The sequence below is a fragment of the Mesorhizobium oxytropidicola genome (assembly GCF_056174625.1).
Genome location: NZ_CM149692.1, coordinates 1664403 through 1685590 on the forward strand (window position 1 = coordinate 1664403; position 21188 = coordinate 1685590).

Consider the following 21188-nt stretch of genomic DNA (forward strand, 5'->3'; position numbering starts at 1 on the left):
CGGCTGTTCAGGCATAGAGGCCTCCCTCGTTCTGGGTGCGTCTGGCCGCGCGGCGGCGCAGGATTTCGGCGACGGTCATCAACAGGAAAGAGGCAACGAGCAGAAGCGTCCCCAGCGCCAGCACACCGGGCAGTTTCGAGGCGAAGCGCAACTGGCCCCAGATGTAGATCGGCAGCGTCGCTTCGGTGCCGGTCAGGAAGAAGGCGATGATGAACTCGTCCAGCGAGATGGTGAAGCAGACGAGCAGGCTGGAGATGATGGCTGGCGCCACCATCGGCAGCGTCACACGGCGGAAGGTGCCGAAGGCGCTTTCGCCGAGATCGGCGGAGGCTTCCTCCAGGCTGCGATCAAAACCCTCGAAGCCGGAGGTCAGCACCGTCATCGAATAGGGAATGCAGATCAGGACATGGCCGAGCACGACGGTGAACAGCGACAGGCTGAGACCCAGTTGCAGCATCACCAGCAGCATCGAGATGGCGACGATCACCTCGGGCAGCACCAGCGGCGCCATGATGAGGCCGTTGATGGTGCGGCGGCCGGGATAGCGGTAGCGGGTGATCGAACGGGCGGCGAGGATACCGAGCACCGTGGCGAGAACCGAGGCGCAGACGCCGACTTTCAGGCTGTTCCAGGCGGCGTCGAGCAGAGCCGGCGTGTGCGGCAGGTCCGCATACCATTGCAGGGTGAAGCCGGTGAGCGGAAACTTCGGTGTCGGGGCGACGTTGACCGAGAAGATCGGCAGGAAGATCACAGGCAGATAAAGGAAGACGATATAGAGGAACGCATAGACGGACAGCCAGCCGCCCGACAGGAAGCGCCGCGCCCTCATCGTGCCAGCCTCTGCAGAGCGCGGATGATCAGCACCGTGGCGCCGGCCATCAGCGTGACGATCAGCATGGTGGTGACGGAAAGGGCGGCCCCCAATGGCCAGTTGGCCGCCTTGCCGAACTGTGCCTGGATGGCGTTGGCGATCATGACGCCGTCCTTGCCGCCGACCAGCTTCGGCGTGACGTAGTCGCCGACGGTCGGGATCATGACGATCAGCGCCGCCGAGATGACGCCCGGCGCCGACAGCGGCAAGGTCACGCGCAGGAATGAACGCAAGGGACCATCGCCGAGATCGGTGGCCGCTTCGACCAGCGTGCGGTCGACTTTTTCCAGCGAGACGAAGATCGGCAGGATGGCGAAGGCCGCCCAGGCGTGGGTAAGGGTGATGATGACGGCGCTCGAATTGTAGAGCAGGGCGGTCGACGGCTCGTCGATGATCCCGAGCCCCATCAGGCCGGAATTGAGCACGCCGTTATAGCCGAGGATGACCTTCCACGACATCACGCGCAGGAGATAGCTGGTCCAGAACGGGATGGTGATGAGGAACAGCCACAGGCTCTTGTGACGGCCGCCATGGAAGGAAATGTAATAGGCGATCGGGTAGGCGAGGATGACGGTGAACAGGCTGACCGTCAGCGAGATATAGAGCGAGCGCCACAACAGATCGCGGTAGATCGGCTCGGTCAACGCGACGCGGTAGTTCTCCAGCGTGAAGGTGCGGTCGATGGTCAGATAGTGCTGCGTCCAGAAGGAGTGGGCGATGACCACCAGGATCGGCAGGACCAGCAGGATCAGTGCATAGAGAAAGGTCGGACTGATCAGGGCAAAGCCCTGCACGGGCTCTGATTGCAGAAGGGCATTTCGTCTGGCCCGCGTCATGCGCAACGGGGGCGACCCTTCCGCCGCCGCCGTCATTGCAGGGCCCCGGGGGTGATCTCGGTTGCGGGCTTGGACTTTTCCGCCATGCGGCATCCCATTGTGCTGACGCCGACTATTGTTCCCCTTGCCGGCTTTCTTTCATCATGCGCGCATCCGTGGATTGAAATCAAGCGCTATTTCTGAGATATTGATTGAACGAACATTCAACATCAGGTGAAGAAAGCCACTATTTCCGGGCTTTGACGCTGAATTTGGAGTTCGAAAAAAATTGATAGAGATGTGGAGACGATGATGGCTGCGGTGAGAGATCTGAAGGCGAGCGAAATGGCGGCGTCCGGGGATGACGACGCCGTCGAACTGGGCAAGCGCCATCTCATCCAGCCCTGGCCTTATGCCGGTTCGGTAGGTACCGAAGCACGCGCGCTGATCGGCGAGGGCGATGGCATCTACATCACCGACAATACCGGCAAGCGGCTGATCGACGGGCCTGCCGGCATGTGGTGCGTCAATGTCGGCCACCGCCGCGAGGAACTGGCCAGGGTGATGTACGACCAGGCGATGGCGCTGTCCTACAACACGCCCTGGTACACGATGAACGCGCCGTCGGCGGAACTTGCCATGCGCATCGCCGGCCATGCGCCGGGCGATCTCAGCCATGTCTTCTACACCACCGGCGGCTCTTCGGCCGTCGAGACGGCGCTGCGCTTCATGCAGTTCTACAACAATGTGCGCGGCCGGCCTGAGAAGAAGCTGATCCTGTCGCGCGGCGGCGCCTATCACGGCTCGACCTATCTGTCGGCCTCGCTCAACGGCCGCCCGCGCGACCGTGACTGGATGGACGGCGCCGACGAGCTGGTGATCAAACTGTCCTCGCCCGATCCGTTCCGCCGTCCGCACGGCATGAGCCTTGCCGCCTTCACGGATTTCCTGGTCGACCAGTTCCGCGACACGGTCGCCCGTGTCGGCGCCGACAAGATCGGTGTTTTCGTTGGCGAGCCGGTGCAGGCATCGGGCGGCGTGGTCATCCCGCCGGACGGCTACCTCAAGCGCATCCGCGAGATCTGCCGCGACAACGACATCCTCTATGTCTCCGACGAGGTGGTGACGGGCTTCGGCCGGCTTGGCCATGTCTTCGCCTCGGGCGATGTGTTCGGCATCGATCCCGACATGATCACCTTCGCCAAGGGCGTCACCTCGGGCTACTTCCCGCTCGGCGGCGTCATCATCTCGGAGCGGCTGCTGCAGGAACTGCGCCGCTCGAACCATCCCGACGCGATGTTCGGCCATGGCCTGACCTACACCAGCCATCCCGTCGGCTGCGCCGTGGCGCTGAAAAACCTCGACCTGCTGGAAGAAGGCGTGCTTGCCCATACGCGGGCGGTCGCGCCCTATTTCCAGGCGCAGCTGAAGACGCTGGAAGAACTGCCGCTGGTCGGCGAGGTGCGCGGCGCCGGGCTGATGGGCTGCGTCGAATGCGTTGCCGACCGCGAAAGCAAGGACCCGCTGCAGCTCGACAAGGATGTCGGCAAACGCATCGATGCCCATTGCCATGAACTCGGGCTCTTGGTGCGGCCGCTGATCAACATGTGCGTGATGTCGCCGCCGCTGATCATCACCCGCGAACAGATCGACGACATGGTCGCGATTCTGCGCGAGGGCATTTCGCGGACCATGGATGATCTCAGGAAAGAAGGTGTGTGGCGGGGGTGACAACTCTTCCTTCTCCCCGTGGAACGGGGAGAAGGTGCCCAACGGGCGGATGAGGAGCGGCGCTGACATTGGCGGTTGGCCGTGCACGAGGACTTCATCCGTCTGAGGCGATGACCTCACCGGCCGTCGCAGCGCCGGCTTACAAGATTTCAGTCGAAGATAGCTTTCTGAGCTTGAGGGCAAGCCAATCGCGAGGCGCTGGCGCCGCCCCTCATCCGCCCTTCGGGCGTTCGTCGCTCGAAAAGCCAAGCAGTTGGCTTTTCATCCGCTGTGCGGACCGCTCCTCACCTCCCCGTGAAACGGGGAGAAGGAAGCTACCCCCTTGACCTGAGCGCGTCGTTCAAATTCCACATATCCTTCTCCTCGGGCGCGGTTTCCAGGCCGAGCACCGGCAGCATCTTGCGCAGATGGTCGTGGTGGGTGCGCACGCCGTATTCGAGGTCGGAGAGGTAAAAACCCTCGAAGGCTTCGGAGAGCATGGATTCGTTCGACCACACCGACAGTTGGACATCTTCCGACATGGTGTCGCGGTCGATGCGGAAGGAAAGGTATCGGGCGGCGGCCTGCTCGCGGCTTTCGTCGCGGTAGCGGTAGATGGCGCCGCGCAGCAGGGTTTCACCCGTCGACAGCGGAAACTCCTGATAGAACTGCACGGATTCCGGCATCACCGAAATGACCGCATTGGGGAAGATGCCGTAATAGACCCAGGCCTTCTTCAGATAGTCTGGCAGATGCGTCGGCTCGGGCGCGATCTTGACGTAGTTCTTGACGCTCCAGCGGCGGCCGGCATGCGGGTTGTAGGTGGCGAAGGACCGCGACACGCCGTTGATGAAAGGCTCGTCGAAATAGGTCGCGCCATAGAGATCCTGCAGGGCAGGATGCGCCATGGCGACGTGATAGCCCTCATTGTCGACATCGCGCACCGACTTCCAGTTGACCGGGGTCTTCTGGCTCCAGATGCCCCAGGACGGCACCATGTCGGCGGCCTTGTAATGCGCGAATTCGGGCTCGATCGGCTTCATCAGCTCAGCGACGGAAGGCTGCGGTCCGCCATTGCGGAAGCGGATGAAGATAAAACCCATCCAGATTTCGAGGTCGAGCTGCATCAGGCCGAACTCGGTCTTGTCGAGATCAGGGAAGGAGCGCGGGCGCGCGGCGCCGCGCAGCGTGCCGTCCAGATTGTAGACCCAGCCATGGAACGGGCATACCAGCGCGTTCTTGCAATTGCCCTGGCTGTCGGCGACGACACGGCTGCCGCGGTGGCGGCACATATTGTTGAAGCCGCGCACGACGCCGTCCTTGCCGCGAACGATCAAAGCGCGCTCGCCGACCACGTCCATGGTCAGATAGTCGCCGGCGTTCGGGATGTCGCTGACATGTCCGACGATCTGCCAGTGATTGCGGAAGACATGTTCCTTCTCGAGCTCGAGAAGGGCATCGGAATGGTAACTCCAGCCCGGTAGTCCCCGCCGGTCCCAATCGTTGGGGATCGCCACGTCACGGAGGTGCGGGTTCATAAAACGTCTCTTCTTTTTGTTGAATAATCATTCAATAAAATCATATTTTGCATTGAAATGCAATGGCTTGTGAAAATGCGAAGGATTCCAAGGCAGGTTCCTTGAATCGCCCACGGCTGAATTCGATACAGCTGCCGGCCAGGAAAATCGCAGAGAATCCGGGTGTTAGCCCTGGTTCCGAAACGCCATTCAAGCGCGATTTCACGAAGCGTGCGGGCTGAGGAACAAGACACCTCGCTGGAGGTAAAAAAGGGTTCGTGGCACTCAATCAAATTGGCTGTTCGGCAGACGTTTGAGCCGGGACCGCCTGGCGGGGTCGGCCCGAGATTCGCTTGCCCGGCGAAATTTGAGCCGGAGTGACCGATTCTGCCCGGTTTTGCCCGATAGCTCCGTTTCAATGTGGTTACATTGCCAGTTCCACCCCAATTTTGTGCTGTTACAAAGTGCGATTAAGTTCGTTTCATCATCAAAAAGAAACGCAGCGAAGGGGAAGACAATGCATGCGAAAGTCGAGACCATCAGCAGCGAGCACCGCCTTCAGGCTCCAGAGCGCGCTGACCGCCGCCCGAAACTGGCCCTACGCCAACGCGCCAGCGATCACCCCATGGCCATGTTCATGGCGCTGGCTGCTTGCGCCGTCATCGGCATGGCGTTTACGCCGACGGTCGGGCCGGCCTTCGCTTCGTTGAACCCGCCGGCCAACGTCGTTGACGGGGCGCCGACGACAATCAAGACCGCTCGCCTGCCGATGCCGGCGCTCGACTTCGCTTGCAAGGGCCAGGCTTGGGGTGCCGAGAGCGTCGATTGCCTGCGCGCCATCGCCCAGCAGTCCGGCACGCACAAGGCCCGTGCGATCCGCATGATCGCCAATGCCGCGCCGCTGACCAACACGCCTAACATTTTCTGATTTTTGTCGAAGCATGATCCCGAAAACCGGTTCCCTCTTCGGGCTCCTGCTCTGACCTCCCCGAGCGCTCCTCCAGCGCTCCCTTCGGCTCCCGCCCGCATGTCGGCCGGGAGCCCTTTTTATCCCTTCAATGCCGCTTGCTCGGCAATGGTTGAAAGCACGCTGCGCACATCCAGCGTGCTGAACGGTTTTTCCAGGATCTGCGGCCGCTGCTGCGCCGGCAAGGCCTCGATTTCGGCCTTGGCGCCGATCAGGTCGCCGGTAACCAATACGAAACGCCGTGCCAACTCAGGCCTCTCGGCAAGCAGTTCGCGGTAGATGGCCATGCCTGATGTGCCGGGCATGCGCAGGTCCGAAAAAACGATGTCCGGCGGCATGTGGCCGCTCAAGGTGGCGGAGCCCGATTCCCAGACCGGCGCGATCCGCGACTTGATGCCCATCAACTCAAGAATGTCGGACAAGGAGCCCGCAACGTCAGGCTCGTCGTCGATGATCAGGGCATGACGCAGGCCGCTCGAGCGCGGCTGGGTTTCGCCGGCAGCGGCGTTCCCCGCCGAAATGGCCGGCAACTGGACAACGAAACGCGCGCCCCTGGGCTGCACTTCCTCGAACCAGACATTGCCATTGTGCCGTTCGATGATTGATTTCGAGATCGACAGGCCGATGCCGGTACCGACACCGACCGGCTTGGTGGTGAAATAGGATTCGAAGATGCGGTTGCGGATCGCTTCGGGAATGCCGGGTCCGTTGTCCTCGACCGAGAAGCCGGGATTGCCGCGATCGCTGAGGAAGGTCCGCACCTTGATCAACCGGTCGCCGGCAATGCCGGCCAGTGCGTGCTGGCTGTTGATGAGGAAATTGGCCGCCACTTGCGTCACGTGGTCGGCGTCGGCCATGGCCAGCAGCGGACCCGGCGCGAAATCGGTGTCGATGATGATGCCGCTCGAGCGTGCGCCATAGGCAGTCACCTCGAGCGCGGCGCGGATCACCTGGTTTAGATCGGTCTCGGCTTGCGCGGCCGGATGAAGCCGGACCATCGACAGGAAGCTCTTGACGATGCGGCCGCAGCGCTCGGCGGCGGCACGCACCTTCTCGGCGCGCACCTTGGTCTGCGGATCGGTGGCGAATTCATGCAGCAGCGTCGATTGCGCGACCACCACCGCCAAGGGGTTGTTGAGCTCGTGCGAAACACCCGCAAGCAGCGAGCCCATCGCCGCCATCTTCTCGTTCTGGTGCAGCTTCTCGCGCTGCCGGTTGATCTCTTCCTCGGCACGCAGCCTGTCGCGCAGGTCGCGGATCGAGCCGAAGATCAAGCGGCGGTCGGCGACCCGCATCTCGGTCGCCGTCAGCTCGATAGGAAACACCTCGCCGGCGGCGTTCTGCGTCACGGTCTCCAGCCGCTGGCCGACCATCGGCGCGCCGCGGCCCGACATGTAGTCGGCGCCCGAGGAATAGCCCTTGCGGTAGTATTCCGGCACAACGGTGTCGAGCAGGTCCTTGCCGAGGATGTCGCTGCGTTGGAAGCCGAACATCTTTTCGGCGGCCGGATTGAATTCGATGATCGATCCGGCCTCGTCGATGACGATGATGGCGTCGAGCGAGGCCTGCAGCATGGTGCGGCGGATCACTTCGCTGGCATGGGCGTCGGAGGGCGAGTGTTCGATGGCGTCGCCGATGGCGAGCGCGATGATGTGCAGCGTTGCCTCTTCCTCGTCGGTCCACTCGCGCTCGTCGACGCAGTCATTGACGGCGAGCGTGCCCCACAGATGGCCGTGCGCGAAGACCGACACCGACAGGAACGACTTGATGTTCTGCTTTTCGAAATCGGTTCTCAGGAACCCTTCGAGATTGCGCGTATGCCCGGCGAAGATCTTGCCTTGCCGTTCGTCCTCGGCCACGCGCTCCAGCAGCGGATCGGAGTTGACGATCGACTGCATGATGACGGTCGGTGACGCCAGCTCTCCACCGAAGTCGGGGTCGATCCAATAGGCGGCGACCGACTGGGCAAAGCCCTGGCCTGGCAGTTCGCGCAAACGGAACAGGATGCCGCGCTGGCATTCGATGGCCCGGCATAGCGTCTCCAGTATGCCCTCCATCTCGCGCTGCCAGTCGCCGGCCTCGCGCAGCCGGCGAACGACGCGCACGGCCGCCATCGCCGCGCCCTGCCTGAAACCCTGCATATCGGTGCTTGTCGCTTCGCCCGTCATTTTCAGCCGTTGTTCCAAAGTCATGCCCAATTCGATAGGGCCAATCCGATCGGCCCAATCCGATCGGCGAACAACGGCTGCGAACCTGAGACCCTGTGGGTCTGGTGCTCAGTTGCTGTCGCCGGTCGGCAGCGAGAAGATATAGCCTTCGCCGCGTACCGTGCGCAGGAATTTCGGGTTGGCCGGGTCCGCCTCGATCTTCTTTCTCAGGCGCATGATGCGGATGTCGACGGCGCGCGATGATTCCGGATCCTCGGTGAAGCCGATCGCCTCCGAGATCGCGGCGCGCGTCAAAAGCCGGTTGGCGCGGGTCAGGAAAACCTCCAGCACGTCGAACTCGCTCTTGGCCATTTCGATCACCGCGCCGTTGGCGCCGGTGACCAGCCTGCCGTCAAGATCGGCCTGGAACGGGCCGAAGGCGACGGAACGGCGGTCCGTCCTGGCTTTCCTGTCGAGCAACTCAGTCGGCTGCGGAACGCGGCGCAACACGCTGCGGACCCTCGCCAGCACTTCGCGCAGTTCGTATGGCTTGACGATATAGTCGTCGGCGCCGAGTTCCAGCCCGACGATGCGGTCGAGCGCGGTACCGGCGGCGGTCGCGTAGATGATGCCGATCGGCATTTTCGAGCGCAGCCACCGGCCGAGCGACAGCCCGTCCTCGCCCGGCATGGCGATGTCGAGAATGGCCAGATGGAAGGCTTTGGTCTCGATCAGGCTGCGCGCGGCGGCCGCGGTTTTCCGCGGTCGCCACATCATAGCCGGCGGCGCCGAGATATTCGGCTACCGCGTCCCTCAGGTCGGGCTCGTCCTCGACGATAACAATTCTTGCCCGCACGATGCCCTCGCTGCCACTTTCAGTGGAAAGTAGATTGGGTATAAACATCATGTCCAGCACTCATATCCGGTTGCAAGGGAATGGTTGGAAAACATGGCAGCACGAGCCGTCATCGCGCTTGTTTCCGTCGCCGACGTGGTGGCGACCGAACTGGCTGACCATCTCGAGCGGCGCGGCCATGACGTGCGCCAGGCGCGGCAGCCCTGGGAGGCGGAATCGCTGCTGGCTGGCAAAGGCATCGACGTCGTCGTCGTCGGCGACAGTCTCAGCCAGGCGGAGGGGCGGGATCTGCTCAGGCGCTATGGCGGCCAAGGCGAGGGCGGCGAGGCTGGGCCCGATTTCATCCTGATCTGCCGGCCGGCCGATCTCCTCGACAAGGTGCTGGCGCTGGAACTGGGGGCGGCCGACGTCGTCGAAAGCCCGCTCAATGTCAGGGAACTCGCCGCCCGCGTTGGCGGCCTGCTTTCGCGGCGCGGCAGGGGCACCCAGGAACTGATCGTGCTGGAGAACGCGACCGTCGATCTGAGATCGGCCATCGTCATGCACCGCTCCGGTACGGAGGAACAGCTTTCGCCCGGTCAGGTGGCGCTGCTCAGGCTGTTCCTGGCGAGCCCCCGCAAGGTGCTGACGCGTGACGACATCATCGCCGCCGCACCGGCCGAAAATGCCGACGCCTTCGATCGCTCGATCGATTCGCGCATCGTGCGGCTGCGTCGCAAGCTCGACACCGAGACCATCACCACCATACGTGGCGCCGGCTACCGGTTCGATCCGCCGCAGCAATTCTCCGACTGACGGCAGTGCGCTCGGGTTATCTTTCTGGCTGAGCATCGGATTTTCCATTCACCGATGCTCCTGCAGTTCAGCGTACCACCAGCAACGACGGACCCGATGGCATGTCGCTGCTCATGACGAGTTCGTTTGCGTGGGCGGCGCGGTCCTTGAGGAGCACGGTGGCAAGGGCGGCAAAGCCCAGCAGGCCCTGCGCATAAAGCAGTGCGGAAAGCACCGAGGCCGCGAATTTCGTTTTCATCGTTCCAACTCCCAGAAATCAAATTTGAAGCGGGTCGCTTCAGGAAACTCCCGAAGTGCCCGCGCCGCCCACGGAGCCCCCCGCAGCGGCGCGGGCCTTCGGTCCTCTCGGCAGCAAGTTGCCGGAGGGGCCGCGCAATGCCAGCAACCGAAGGCCAACCCGCCAGAGGGCCTTGAGCCGGGCGATGCGCAGGCTGGAAACAATCCAGACCGAGGCGGAAAACAGGGCGACGTGCAGGGTAGAGATCTCGCTCGAGGTCATCGCCGCCAGCCTTGCCACGGGACCGCCGGCAACTGTGCCGACGCCGCCGATGGCCACCGCCGCGATGCTGATCCTGAAGAGCCAGGACCGCGTGTTCGATTTCGTTCCCATGGTCGTTGCCGTCTGCTTTCGCTACGTCAACTTTCGTTCCGGCCCGTATCCGGATCATGCCGCCTGAAGCTGCGCTTTGTTGCCGATTGGTTTCGAGATCGACCCTGGATCTTTCATATAGAGGAAATTCGAACTTTCATTTCGTGGGGAATACCTATGTGCTGCTTCTTTTCTCCGGTTTGTGGGCGATGATCGCCGCCGCCCTGGCTGCTTGGTTTGTTAACCAGAGGAAACATAATCGAAACATAAACGAGCATTTCGCGAAATCTGTCCGAAACATGCCGCAGCGATAAGCCGGTCATCGAATTGGAGCCGGCCGACCGGCAGAGAGAGGGGACATCATGCACACCACCATTTCCGCCAAGCTCATCAACATCACCGCCGCTGCGCTGACGGGTACAGCACTTCTGTTCGGCGCCAACGCGGCCCATGCCGCCAACAAGATCGTGGCGCGGGTCTCGCTTTCACAGCAGGTCATGGAAGTCTCGGTCGATGGCCGGCCGACCTTCGCCTGGAAGGTTTCCACCGGCGACCGGGCGCATGTGACGCCGACGGGCTCGTTCAAGCCGACGCGCATGCATGAGATGTGGTATTCGAAGAAGTACGACAACGCGCCGATGCCGCACTCGGTGTTCTTCAGCGGCGGCTACGCGGTGCACGCCACCTATGCGATCAAGCGGCTCGGCCAGCCGGCCTCGCATGGCTGCGTGCGGCTGCATCCCGACAATGCCGCCGATTTCTACCAGCTGGTCGAGACCTTCGGGCCGGCCAACACCAGCATCGTCATCGTCAAGTAGCAGGCTGAGGAGCGGGCCGGCTTACTGTCGTGCCCTGTTCAAGGCTCCCGCTGGAAATTGTCCAGCGGTATCGAGCGCAGCCAAAAAGAGGCCGGGAATTTCCCGGCCTCTTTTTTCTCGGCTTCCGAGAGCTCTTTGTTTTGACGCAATTCCGGACGGAAAACCGCTTCACACTTTTCCTGGAATTGCTCTATCAGTCCGGCAATGCCGGCATCAGCTTCGGATCCGGCTTTTCCGCAAGATGCGGCAGGTCCTTGCTGGCGATGAAGGTGTAGAACATCGGCACGACGAACAGCGTGAACATGGTTCCGACCAGGATGCCGGTGAAGATGACCAAGCCCATCGAATAGCGGGCCGCCGCACCTGCGCCGCTCGACGTGATCAGCGGCACGACGCCAAGCGCCATAGCTGCCGTCGTCATCAGGATCGGCCGCAGGCGCACCTTGGCCGAGGCGATGATGGCATCACGCCGCCGCATGCCATGCGCTTCGCGCTGCTGGTTGGCGAATTCGACCAGCAGGATGCCGTGCTTGGTGATCAGGCCGATCAGCGTGATCAGACCGACCTGCGTGTAGATGTTGAGCGTGCCGAGGCCCAGATTGAGCGGCACGATCGCGCCGAAGATCGACAGCGGCACCGCCATCATGATGATCAGCGGGTCGCGGAAGCTTTCAAACTGCGCCGCCAGCACCAGGTAGATGACGATGATGGCCGCTCCGAAAGCGATCAGGATGGTGTTGCCCTGTTCCTTCTCCTGCCGGGACTGGCCGGAGTAGTCGATGAAGAAGGTGTCGGGCAGGCTCTCCCTGGCGATACCCTCGAGGACTTTCAAACCGTCGCCCGTGGTGACGCCGGGCAGCGGCAGTGCGGAGATCGTCGACGAATTCAGCTGGTTGAACTGTTCGATCGCGGCCGGCGACGCATTGTTCGAAATCTTCACCACGGCAGACAGCGGCACCATCTCGCCCGTCACGCTGCGCACGAAATATTCGCCGAGCCGTTCGGGGTTGTCGCGGAATTGCTGCGGCACCTGCGGGATGATGTCGTAGCTGTTGGAGTCGCGGTCGAACTGCGCCACTTCGGCGCCGCCGACCAGCAGCGTCAGCGTGCGACCGATATCGGCGATCGGCAGGTTGAGTGCGGCGGCGCGATCCCGATCGATGGTCACCGTCACCTGCGGCGAGTCATAAGACATCGAGTTCTGCACGACGATGAAGCGACCGGAGGCCTGCGCCTTGTTCTTGATCTGCTCGGCCGCCTTATATACTTCCGCGGAATCACCGGTCGAGCGTACCACCAAAGCGATCGGCAGACCGCCACCGGAGCCCGGCAGCGTCGGCGGTGCGAAGACGAAGGCCTGGACACCCGCCACCTTGGCGAGGCGGGCCGTAATGTCGGCCTGCAGCTCCTTCGAACTGCGCTTGCGCTCAGCCCAATCCTTGAAGGCAAAGCCGACGAAGGCGCTGTTTGTCGTGCCACCGAAGGCGACCGCCGAGAACTGCGCCCGCGTTTCGGGAATATCCCTCACCAGGCCGAGCATCTGGTTCACATAGGTTTCGGTATAGTCCGATGTCGCATAGGTCGGCGCGGTCACAATCGAGAGCAGGAAGCCCTGATCCTCTTCCGGCGCCAGCTCGCTCGAAGTCTTGGTGAACATGAAGCCGGTCACGCCGACCAGCGCGAGCACGATGATCAGCGTCAAAGGACGGTAGTTCAGCGAGCCGGTGACGGCCCGCTCATAGACATGCTCGACCCGCGCGAAAATGCCATCGACAATGCGCTGGAAACGGCCGGGCGTGCCGGCCTTCAGGAGGCGCGCCGACATCATCGGGGTGATGGTGACGGCGATGACGCCCGACAGCACGACCGAGCCGGCGAGCGTGACCGCGAATTCGCGGAACAGCGCGCCAGTCAGGCCGCCGGTGAAGGCCAGCGGCGCGAACACGGCGGCCAGCGTCATGGTCATGGCGACAATGGCAGAAGCGATTTCTCGCATGCCGCTGAACGCTGCCTGCATCGGCGACATGTGGTCTTCTTCCATGTGGCGGTGGATATTCTCCACCACCACGATGGCGTCATCGACGACAAGGCCGATCGCCAGCACCATGGCCAGCAACGACAGAAGGTTGATCGAATAGCCCACCGCAAACAACAGGAAGCAGACGCCTATCAGCGACAGCGGGATGGTGACGATCGGCATCATCACCGAGCGGAACGAGCCAAGGAACAACAGGATGACCACGACGACGATGGCAACAGCCTCGGCGATGGTCTTGAAGACCTCGTCGATCGAGGCGCTGATCTGCCCGGTCGCGTCGTAGACGACCTCGATCGTCATGCCTTTCGGCAGCGTTTCCTGAATCTGCGGCACGAGCTTGGTGAGCGCTGCCGCGGTGGTCAGCGGGTTGGCCGCCGGGGTCGGGAAGATAGCGAGGAAGGTGCCGGGCTTGCCGTTGAAGGAGACCCTGGTGTCGGTGTTCTCCGCGCCGAGTTCGACGCGGGCCACGTCGCGCAGCCGCACCACATTGCCGTCGGTCGAGCGCAAAGGCAGTTCGGCGAAGGCTTCCGGTGTCTGCAGCGTCGAGCGCACGGTGATCGACGAGACGACATATTCGTTCTGGGTGTTGCCGGGCGCCGACAGGAAGTTGGAATTGTTGATTGCCGCCAGCACTTCCGCCGCCGTCACGCCGCGCGCGGCAAGCCTGATCGGGTCGATCCAGACGCGCATCGAGTATTGCTGGGCACCGAAGATCTGGACGTCGGCGACACCTTCGACCGTCGACATGCGGGGCCTGATGACGCGCTCGATATACTCCGTGAGCTGCTCCTTCGTCATGTTCGGATTCTGCATCGAGATGTACATCATCGCGAACTGCTGGCCGGTGCCCTTGACGATAACCGGATCCTTGGAGGCGTCCGGCAAGGTGCCGCGCACGCCCTGGACTTTGGACAGCACTTCGGTCAGCGCCACGTCGGGGTTGGAGCCGAGCTTCATCTGCACCGTCACGGTGCTGGAGGACGGCCGGCTGGACGAAGTGACGTAGTCGATGTTCTCGGTCGAGGCGACGGCCCGCGCGATCGGGGCGGAAATGAAGCCCTGGATCAGGTCGGCGCTGGCGCCCGGATAGGCCGTCGTGATGGTGATCGCGGTCTCGTCAACCTTCGGATATTGCCGGATCGACAGGTTGAAGATGCCCTGAAAACCCAAGAGCAGGATCATGCAGGCAAGGACCGTCGACAGGACGGGCCGGCGAATGAAGAGATCGGAAAAGCTCATTGCTGGTCGGCCTGCTTGTTCGCCGATTTGGTCGGATCGATGGTGTTGTCGACGTTGACGGACATGCCGTTGAACAGGCGGTTCTGACCCGCGGTGACGACCTCTTCGCCAGCCTTCAGCCCTTCGACGATCTCGACCATGCCTTGATTGCGGCGGCCGGGCTTGACGAAGACCTGCGACAGCACCAGCGCGGGCTTATCGCCTTCCGTCGCCGGCTTGGCCGGGTCGGCAGCCGGCTTGGTGGCATCGGAAGCGGCCTTGTCCGCTGGCTTTGCAGCATCGGCGGCCGGTTTCGTGGCATCAGCCGCCGGCTTCATGGCATCAGCCGCCGGTTTCATCGCGTCCGCCGGCTTGGCGTCGGCCGGTTTGTCGGTGGCCGTGGCGGCTGCTTTTTCTTCTGGCTTGGCCGGGGCGGCCTCGGCGGGCTTGGCCGGCTGCACCACGAAGATATAGTCACCATAGAGGCTGGTGGTCAGCGCCGTCTGCGGCAGCGACAGCACGTTCTGCTCCTCGGGCAGTTCGACACGCACCTGCACGAACTGGCCAGGGGTCAGTTTGCCATCGGGATTGGCGACTTCCGCCCTGATGTTCACCAGCCGGCTGGACGGGTCGATCTTGGGGTCGATGCCGCGAATGGCGCCGGCAAATGGCATGTCCGCGCCGCTGAGGCCCAGCCGAACCGTCTGACCGATCTTGAGCAGCGGCAGCTGCTGTTCGGGAACCGAGAAGTCGACGCGCATCGTGTCGAGATCCTGCAGCGTCACCACCGCGGTGCCGGGCGACAGATACTGGCCGAGGTCGATCTTCGGGATGCCAACCGTGCCGGCGAAAGGCGCCGTCAGCTGCTTCTGATCGAGCACGGCCTGCAGCCTGGTGACCTGGGATGCCGAAGCGGACGCCGCCGCACGCGCACTGTCCAGTGTCGAGTCGGAGCCGACACCGCGCCTGGTCAGTTCGATGGCGCGGGTCAGTGACACCTGATCGAGCGCGGCCTGCGCCTTCTGTGCGTCGAGATCGGCGCGCTCGACGGCATCGTCGAGCTGCAGCAGCACCGCGTTGGCCGCCACTTTCTCGTTGGCATGGAAGGGGATTTCCTTGACGATGCCGGCTGTCTCGACCGTGAGGTCGACACCGCGCACGGCTCGCACTGTACCGATCGCCTCGACGCCAGGGGTCCAGCTCGACGGCTTGGCGATGGTCGTCGACACGGTCGCCGCCGGCGGCTTCATCGTGGCGAAATACTGCTTGATGCCATTGTCGCGCAGGAAGTTGAAGCCGACGATGCCGCCGACCACGATGACGAGCACGGCCAGGACCAAAATAATGATAAAGATACGGAGTATGCGCTTGAACAAGGAAGTCCCCTCAGTCGAAATCCGGCGCGAAGCTCGGACATCGGGACACATATCGACTGCGGGTCCCGATTTCAAATAATGGCGGCTTTACTGTACCGTCTGGACGGTCTTGTCAATTGGGCCTAAGCTTGCGAAGGGAGGCGCCATGAGAGCCCAACGTCCGAATTCGCGCGAGAAAATTCTCGCCGCAGCGGCTGATGTCGCCCGGGAGTCCGGACCCGGCAGCCTGTCGCTGGAAGCGGTGGCCAGCCGCGCCGGTGTGTCGAAGGGCGGGCTGCTCTACAATTTCCCGACCAAGGCCAAATTGATGCAGGGTCTGGTCGAGGGCTATCTGCGCGATTTCGAGCAAGCGCTGGAATCCGCCAACAGCAGCGACGATGGCAAAAATCCGCTCGCCGTCTACATCAAACTGTCGGCCAATGATTGCGAGGAAAAGCAGCCCTCGGCGTCCTGGATCTTTTCGGCGATTGCCGAGGATCCCGATTTCATGACGCCGATAAAGACGTTCAAGCGACAGCTTTTCGAACGGCTGAAAGGCGACACGAAAGACCTCAAATCGCTGCTGGTCTGTTATCTCGCCATCGAGGGGCTGCGCAGCATGAACCTCTTCGATTCCGAGGTGATGTCGAAGGACGAGCGCGAGCTGCTGGTCTCGTCCCTGCTGGAGATCGCCAAATAGGCGGCGCCAAGAATGACCGTTGTTGCGGGCATTCAACCCGCGGCGCGCTCGATATCCCGGCGCAGGACGATCGCGGTTGTCAGGTCCTCGACGCCGCCGAGCGTGGCAATGAGGTCGCGCACCGTGTTGAGCCTGTCGATCGACGGCACCTCGACCTCGACGATGAGATCGAGCTGGCCACTCACCGACGACACGCGCCGGACCTCCGGATGGCGCGCCAACTGGTCGAGAATGCCGATCGACGGCGTGCGGATCAGCGTGACCAGCAGGAAAGCGCAGACAAGCCCGGCGTCCATTTGACCAATATCGGCCCGGTAACCTCTGATGACGCCGCTCTTTTCCAACGAAGCCACCCGCTCGCTCGTCGCGCTGCGCGACAGGCCGATGCGCCCGGCAAGCGTCTTCAGCGGGATGCGGGCTTCCTTCGACAGAATGGCGAGGATGTCCCGGTCCTTGGCGTCCAGTTCTTTCATGACGTCACGCTCCAAGCGGCTCCGTTAATGTGCCGGCCAATGCAGTCATTGTGCCGGCGCAACCGACGCTTTGCCGGATGCCCGATTTTTTGACCCATGCCAAGCTCAGACAAAGCAGATCTGGAATCCCGATGACCAACGTTTCACACCCAGCGCCTCAAGTCTCGCAGAACGAGGCGGTTGATATCGCAACGCGGCACTTCGGGATTTCCGGCAGCGTCGCCCCGCTCGACAGCGAGCGCGACCGGAATTTCAAGCTGACCGCCCCCGACCATTCGCTGTGGATCCTGAAAATCGTCAACGCCAGCGAACCGCTCGTCGAGAGCGAATTCCAGACGGCATTGTTCGATCACCTCGCGCGCAACAGCCCGGATATGGCCGTGCCGCGTCTGAGGAAGACGGTGCAGGGCGCTTCGCTCGCCCATGCCAAGGGGCCTGGCGGCGAGGATCATGCCGTGCGCCTTGTGTCGTGGCTGCCCGGCCGACCGCTGGCCGAGAGCCCGACCACGCCGGCGCTGCTCGAAAGCCTGGGCGGCGCGCTCGGCCGGCTGGATCGAGCCCTGCAGGGCTTCATTCATCCGGGCGCGTTGCGCACGTTCGACTGGGACATCCGCCAGGCAGGTGCCGCGCGGCAACGCCTCCACCACATTGATGACGAACAGGACCGTGCCTTGCTGGAGCGGTTCCTCGATCATTTCGATGCCGTGGTGGCCCCCCGGCTGCCGTCCTTGCGGGCGCAGGTGATCCACAACGACGCCAATGACTGGAATGTGCTCGTCGATCCCGAAAGGCCCGAGCGTGTCACCGGGCTGATCGATTTTGGCGATGCTTTGCATAGTGTGCTGATCGCCGAGGTTGCCGTCGCCTGCGCCTATGCCATCCTCGATGCCGAGGATCCGATCGGCGCCGCCGCACGGTTGGCCGCCGGCTTCCATGCGGAATATCCGTTGCGGGAGGAAGAGCTCGACCTGCTCTTCGACCTCATCGCGATGCGGCTCGTCACCTCGGTCACCCTGTCGGCCGCACGCAGGGACCGTACCGCCGACAATCCGTATCTTTCGATCTCGGAAGCGCCGGCCTGGCGATTGCTGCGTCGTCTGGACAGAATGAACCGGCGCTTCGCGACGGCAATCCTGCGCCATGCCTGCGGCTTCGAAGCCGCTCCCGGAGCGCGCGCCGTGACAGGCTGGATCGCGGCAAACCGCGCACAGCTCGCGCCAATCCTCAACCGTCATCCGGCGACGCTTGCCAAGGCGCTCGTGCCTTACGGCGATCCGCACAATCCGATGACGGTGACATCGGCCGCGCAGCAGCCCGAAAAGGCCACCGCCTGGTGGGACGCCTATTGCGCCGAGCATGGCATTGCACTCGGCATCGGCCCATGGGGCGAAGCGCGCACGGTCTACACCAGCGACATCTTCCAGTCGCGTTTCGTCGAAGGCGCGCGGCGCGCCAATCATCTCGGCCTCGACCTTTTCATGCCGGCGGGGACGCGGCTTTACACACCGCTGGCCGCCACCGTCAGAAGCGTCGAGATCGAGGAAGATCCGCTCGGCTATGGCTGCCTGGTGGCGCTGGAGCATAGACCGCAGGGCTGTCCGCCCTTCGTGACTTTGTGGGGACATATGGCGCATGAGGCCGGGCGTCGGCTGAAGGCCGGCGATTATCTGGAGGCTGGCGCGCTTGTCGGCGAGATGGGCACACCAGTCGAGAATGGCGGCTGGGCGCCGCATCTGCATTTCCAGATATCGACGGATACGAGCCTTGCCGCCCGCGACATTCTCGGGGTCGGCGAGGAACGTTATCTCGCCGTGTGGAAGGAACTGTTTCCGGATGCCGCTGATCTCGCCGGCATTCCACCCGAGACCTTCCGCCAAAGCGGCCGGTCCCGTCCTGAAATCGTCGCCGCGCGCAAGGCGTCGCTGCTGCCCAATCTCTCCATTTCCTACTCCGAGCCGATCAAGTTCGTGCGTGGCGAGGGCGTCTGGCTGATCGACGATCGCGGCCGCGCCTATCTCGACTGCTTCAACAATGTCTGCCACCTCGGCCATGCCCATCGCGATGTGGTCGAGGCGATCGCGGGCCAGGCTGCAAAGCTCAACACCAACACCCGCTATTTGCACGACGCGATCGTCACCTATGCGGAGCGGCTGACGGCGACGCTGCCTGCCGGCCTGTCGGTGGCGTCCTTTGCCTGCTCGGGCAGCGAGGCCAACAGCCTGATGCTGCGCATGGCACGGACCCATACCGGCCGCAGCGAGGCGATCGTGCTCGACTGGGCCTATCACGGCACGACGCAGGAACTGATCGATCTCAGCCCCTATAAATACAAGCGCAAGGGCGGCAAGGGGCGCCCGGCGCATGTGTTCGAGGCGACCATTCCCGACAGCTACCATGCTCCGGCCGAATGGCCGGTCGACGAACATGCAAAAAGGTTTGCCGAAAGCGTCGCCGAGCAGATCGCCGATATGGCCAGACAAGGCCGCGCCCCCGGCCTGTTCCTGGCGGAATCGATCCCCAGCGTCGCCGGCCAGGTGTTCCTGCCGGAGGGCTATCTCGCGGAAGTCTACGCCATGGTGCGCGCCGCCGGTGGCATTTGCGCGGCTGACGAGGTGCAGGTCGGCTTCGGCCGTGTCGGTAGCCATTGGTGGGCCTTCGAAGCCCAGGGGGTGACGCCCGACATCGTCACCATGGGCAAGCCGATCGGCAACGGCCATCCGATGGCGGCCGTGGTGACGACATCAGAGATATCAGCCTCGTTCAACAACGGCATGGAGTATTTCAACACGTTTGGCGGCAATCCGGTGTCCTGCGCCGCCGGGCTCGCGGTGCTCGATGTCATCGAGCGTGACGGGCTCAGGCGCAATGCCCTGGAGATCGGTAGCTATCTCATGGCGCGGTTCAAGGCTTTGCAGGACCGCTACGACATCATCGGTGATGTGCGCGGCCAGGGCCTCTTCCTCGGTATCGAACTGGTCGAGGACCGCAAGAGCAAGGCGCCGGCGACCGCGCTTGCCCGCCGCATCGATGACGGGGTGAGGGCACGCGGCGTGCTGATCGGCACCGAGGGGCCGCATGACAATGTGCTGAAGATGCGCCCGCCGATGATCTTCAGCCGGGCCAACGCCGATCATCTGGTCGGCGTTCTCGACGAGACGCTGGCGGCGGTTCTGGCGGAAGGGGCTTAGGACATATCTGCGCACCGCCCTGGCGGTGCGTGAGCAGAATTCAGGAACAACGATTTTTGGGAACGTCCGGCGCGTCACGCGCCGGCAGCAGGAGAGGCTTTGCCTCATCAAGGGAGGAAACCATGAGACATGCATTGATCACCGCGCTCTTGCTCGCATCGGCCACGATGCCGGCGAAGGCGGACACATTCGACATCGTCAAACAGAGGGGCTCGATCATCTGCGGCGTCAGCCAGGGCGTGGCGGGCTTTTCGGCGCCGGACGACCAGGGCAAATGGAGCGGCTTCGACATCGATTTCTGCCGCGCGGTTTCGGCCGCCGTTTTCGGCGACCCCGACAAGGTGAGCTATGTGCCGCTGTCGACCAAGGAGCGCTTCACCGCGCTGCAGGCCGGCACCGTCGACATCCTGTCGCGGCAGTCGACCTGGACCTTGTCGCGCGACACTGGCATGGGCATCCACTTCGTCGGCGCCGCCTATTATGACGGCCAGGGCTTCATGGTGCGCAAGGACCTCAGCGTCGACAGTGCGCTCAAGCTCTCAGGCGCCACGGTCTGCGCGGAACAAGGCACCACCACCGAGCAGAATGTCGCCGACTATTTCACCGCCCACCAGATGAAATACGAGGCGGTGGTCATCGATTCCGCCGACAGCATCATCAAGGCGTTCGACAGCGGCCGCTGCGACGTCTACACCACCGACGCCTCGGCGCTCTATGCGCAGCGCCTGAAGCTGACCGATCCTGCCGCCTTCACGGTGCTGCCGGAAATCATCTCGAAGGAGCCGCTCGGCCCGGCCGTTCGCAAGAGCGACGACAAGTGGTTCGACATCGTGCGCTGGACGCTGTTCTCGCTGATCGAGGCGGAAGAGGAAGGCATCACCCAGGCCAATGCGGAAGCCTCGCTGAAATCGCAAAATCCGACGATCCGCCGGTTCCTTGGTGTCGAGGGCGACAATGGCAAGCAGATCGGGCTCGACCCTGCCTTTGCCTACAACATCGTTGCCAAGGTCGGCAATTATGGCGAGATGTTCGAGCGCAATCTCGGCCAGTCCAGCCAGCTGAAAATCGCCCGCGGCATCAACGCGCTGTGGAACGCCGGCGGCCTGATGTACGCACCGCCGGCGCGCTGAC

General features: G+C 63.1%; 16 protein-coding genes and 1 pseudogene. 8 read left to right on the forward strand and 9 right to left on the reverse strand.

The genetic code is table 11. The features are described 5' to 3' along the window. Nucleotides 1-7: 7 nt before the first annotated feature. Together AC0V8S_RS08375 and AC0V8S_RS08380 are read right to left on the reverse strand one after the other, a co-directional pair. On the reverse strand, nucleotides 8-829 hold the full coding sequence (locus AC0V8S_RS08375; RefSeq protein WP_475437405.1) for an ABC transporter permease: 822 nt from the start codon (nucleotides 827-829) through the stop codon (nucleotides 8-10). Next, nucleotides 826-1743 (reverse strand): ABC transporter permease, encoded by a 918-nt coding sequence (locus AC0V8S_RS08380; protein WP_095201332.1) that lies wholly within the window; start codon nucleotides 1741-1743, stop codon nucleotides 826-828. Before AC0V8S_RS08380 ends, AC0V8S_RS08375 begins: the two co-directional genes overlap by 4 nt. 255 nt (nucleotides 1744-1998) lie before the next feature. Between AC0V8S_RS08380 and AC0V8S_RS08385 the strand changes: the two genes are divergently transcribed. Beyond that, nucleotides 1999-3417: an aminotransferase gene (locus AC0V8S_RS08385; RefSeq protein WP_183463686.1), complete on the forward strand. Its 1419-nt coding sequence runs from the start codon at nucleotides 1999-2001 to the stop codon at nucleotides 3415-3417. A 314-nt stretch (nucleotides 3418-3731) separates the two neighbouring features. Here the strand turns inward: AC0V8S_RS08385 and AC0V8S_RS08390 are convergent, their stop codons facing one another. Next, entirely contained in the window at nucleotides 3732-4934 is a 1203-nt protein-coding gene (locus AC0V8S_RS08390) for an aromatic ring-hydroxylating oxygenase subunit alpha (protein ID WP_183463685.1), read from the reverse strand. A 496-nt stretch (nucleotides 4935-5430) separates the two neighbouring features. Here AC0V8S_RS08390 and AC0V8S_RS08395 point away from each other — a divergent pair, with 496 nt between their 5' ends. Further along, nucleotides 5431-5841 (forward strand): hypothetical protein, encoded by a 411-nt coding sequence (locus AC0V8S_RS08395; protein WP_183463683.1) that lies wholly within the window; start codon nucleotides 5431-5433, stop codon nucleotides 5839-5841. A 119-nt stretch (nucleotides 5842-5960) separates the two neighbouring features. Here AC0V8S_RS08395 and AC0V8S_RS08400 read toward each other — a convergent pair whose 3' ends face one another. Beyond that, complete coding sequence (locus AC0V8S_RS08400) at nucleotides 5961-8048, reverse strand: PAS domain S-box protein (protein WP_475438590.1); 2088 nt, start codon at nucleotides 8046-8048, stop codon at nucleotides 5961-5963. A 108-nt stretch (nucleotides 8049-8156) separates the two neighbouring features. Next, nucleotides 8157-8931 (reverse strand): annotated as a pseudogene (locus AC0V8S_RS08405) (response regulator). 45 nt (nucleotides 8932-8976) lie between these two features. Between AC0V8S_RS08405 and AC0V8S_RS08410 the strand changes: the two are divergent. After that, the gene (locus AC0V8S_RS08410) at nucleotides 8977-9678 is read left to right on the forward strand and encodes a winged helix-turn-helix domain-containing protein (protein ID WP_475437406.1); all 702 of its coding nucleotides are present in this window, start codon (nucleotides 8977-8979) and stop codon (nucleotides 9676-9678) included. 67 nt (nucleotides 9679-9745) lie between these two features. On the opposite strand, the gene AC0V8S_RS08415 is transcribed toward AC0V8S_RS08410, so the two are convergent. Continuing rightward, nucleotides 9746-9916, reverse strand: a complete 171-nt coding sequence (locus tag AC0V8S_RS08415; protein WP_183463679.1) for a hypothetical protein — start codon at nucleotides 9914-9916, stop codon at nucleotides 9746-9748. A 184-nt stretch (nucleotides 9917-10100) separates the two neighbouring features. Between AC0V8S_RS08415 and AC0V8S_RS08420 the strand changes: the two genes are divergently transcribed. Continuing rightward, nucleotides 10101-10355: a hypothetical protein gene (locus AC0V8S_RS08420; protein WP_475437407.1), complete on the forward strand. Its 255-nt coding sequence runs from the start codon at nucleotides 10101-10103 to the stop codon at nucleotides 10353-10355. A gap of 274 nt (nucleotides 10356-10629) precedes the next feature. Continuing rightward, complete coding sequence (locus tag AC0V8S_RS08425; protein ID WP_183463675.1) at nucleotides 10630-11085, forward strand: L,D-transpeptidase; 456 nt, start codon at nucleotides 10630-10632, stop codon at nucleotides 11083-11085. Nucleotides 11086-11278: 193 nt separating this feature from the next. On the opposite strand, the gene AC0V8S_RS08430 is transcribed toward AC0V8S_RS08425, so the two are convergent. Further along, a complete protein-coding gene (locus AC0V8S_RS08430; protein ID WP_475437408.1) occupies nucleotides 11279-14362 on the reverse strand; it encodes an efflux RND transporter permease subunit in 3084 nt (1027 codons plus the stop codon). Further along, on the reverse strand, nucleotides 14359-15717 hold the full coding sequence (locus AC0V8S_RS08435) for an efflux RND transporter periplasmic adaptor subunit (protein WP_183463671.1): 1359 nt from the start codon (nucleotides 15715-15717) through the stop codon (nucleotides 14359-14361). The genes AC0V8S_RS08430 and AC0V8S_RS08435 overlap by 4 nt, the downstream gene beginning before the upstream one ends. 145 nt (nucleotides 15718-15862) lie before the next feature. Here AC0V8S_RS08435 and AC0V8S_RS08440 point away from each other — a divergent pair, with 145 nt between their 5' ends. Beyond that, nucleotides 15863-16396 (forward strand): TetR/AcrR family transcriptional regulator, encoded by a 534-nt coding sequence (locus tag AC0V8S_RS08440; protein ID WP_183463669.1) that lies wholly within the window; start codon nucleotides 15863-15865, stop codon nucleotides 16394-16396. Between the two features lie 32 nt (nucleotides 16397-16428). Here the strand turns inward: AC0V8S_RS08440 and AC0V8S_RS08445 are convergent, their stop codons facing one another. Further along, the gene (locus tag AC0V8S_RS08445; protein ID WP_475437409.1) at nucleotides 16429-16869 is read right to left on the reverse strand and encodes an Lrp/AsnC family transcriptional regulator; all 441 of its coding nucleotides are present in this window, start codon (nucleotides 16867-16869) and stop codon (nucleotides 16429-16431) included. A 131-nt stretch (nucleotides 16870-17000) separates the two neighbouring features. On the opposite strand from AC0V8S_RS08445, the gene AC0V8S_RS08450 reads away from it, so the two are divergent. Together AC0V8S_RS08450 and AC0V8S_RS08455 are read left to right on the forward strand one after the other, a co-directional pair. Next, nucleotides 17001-20057: an aminotransferase class III-fold pyridoxal phosphate-dependent enzyme gene (locus AC0V8S_RS08450; RefSeq protein WP_475437410.1), complete on the forward strand. Its 3057-nt coding sequence runs from the start codon at nucleotides 17001-17003 to the stop codon at nucleotides 20055-20057. 122 nt (nucleotides 20058-20179) lie between these two features. Next, nucleotides 20180-21187, forward strand: coding sequence for an amino acid ABC transporter substrate-binding protein (locus tag AC0V8S_RS08455; RefSeq protein WP_475437411.1), 1008 nt, complete (start codon nucleotides 20180-20182; stop codon nucleotides 21185-21187). Nucleotide 21188: the final 1 nt, after the last annotated feature.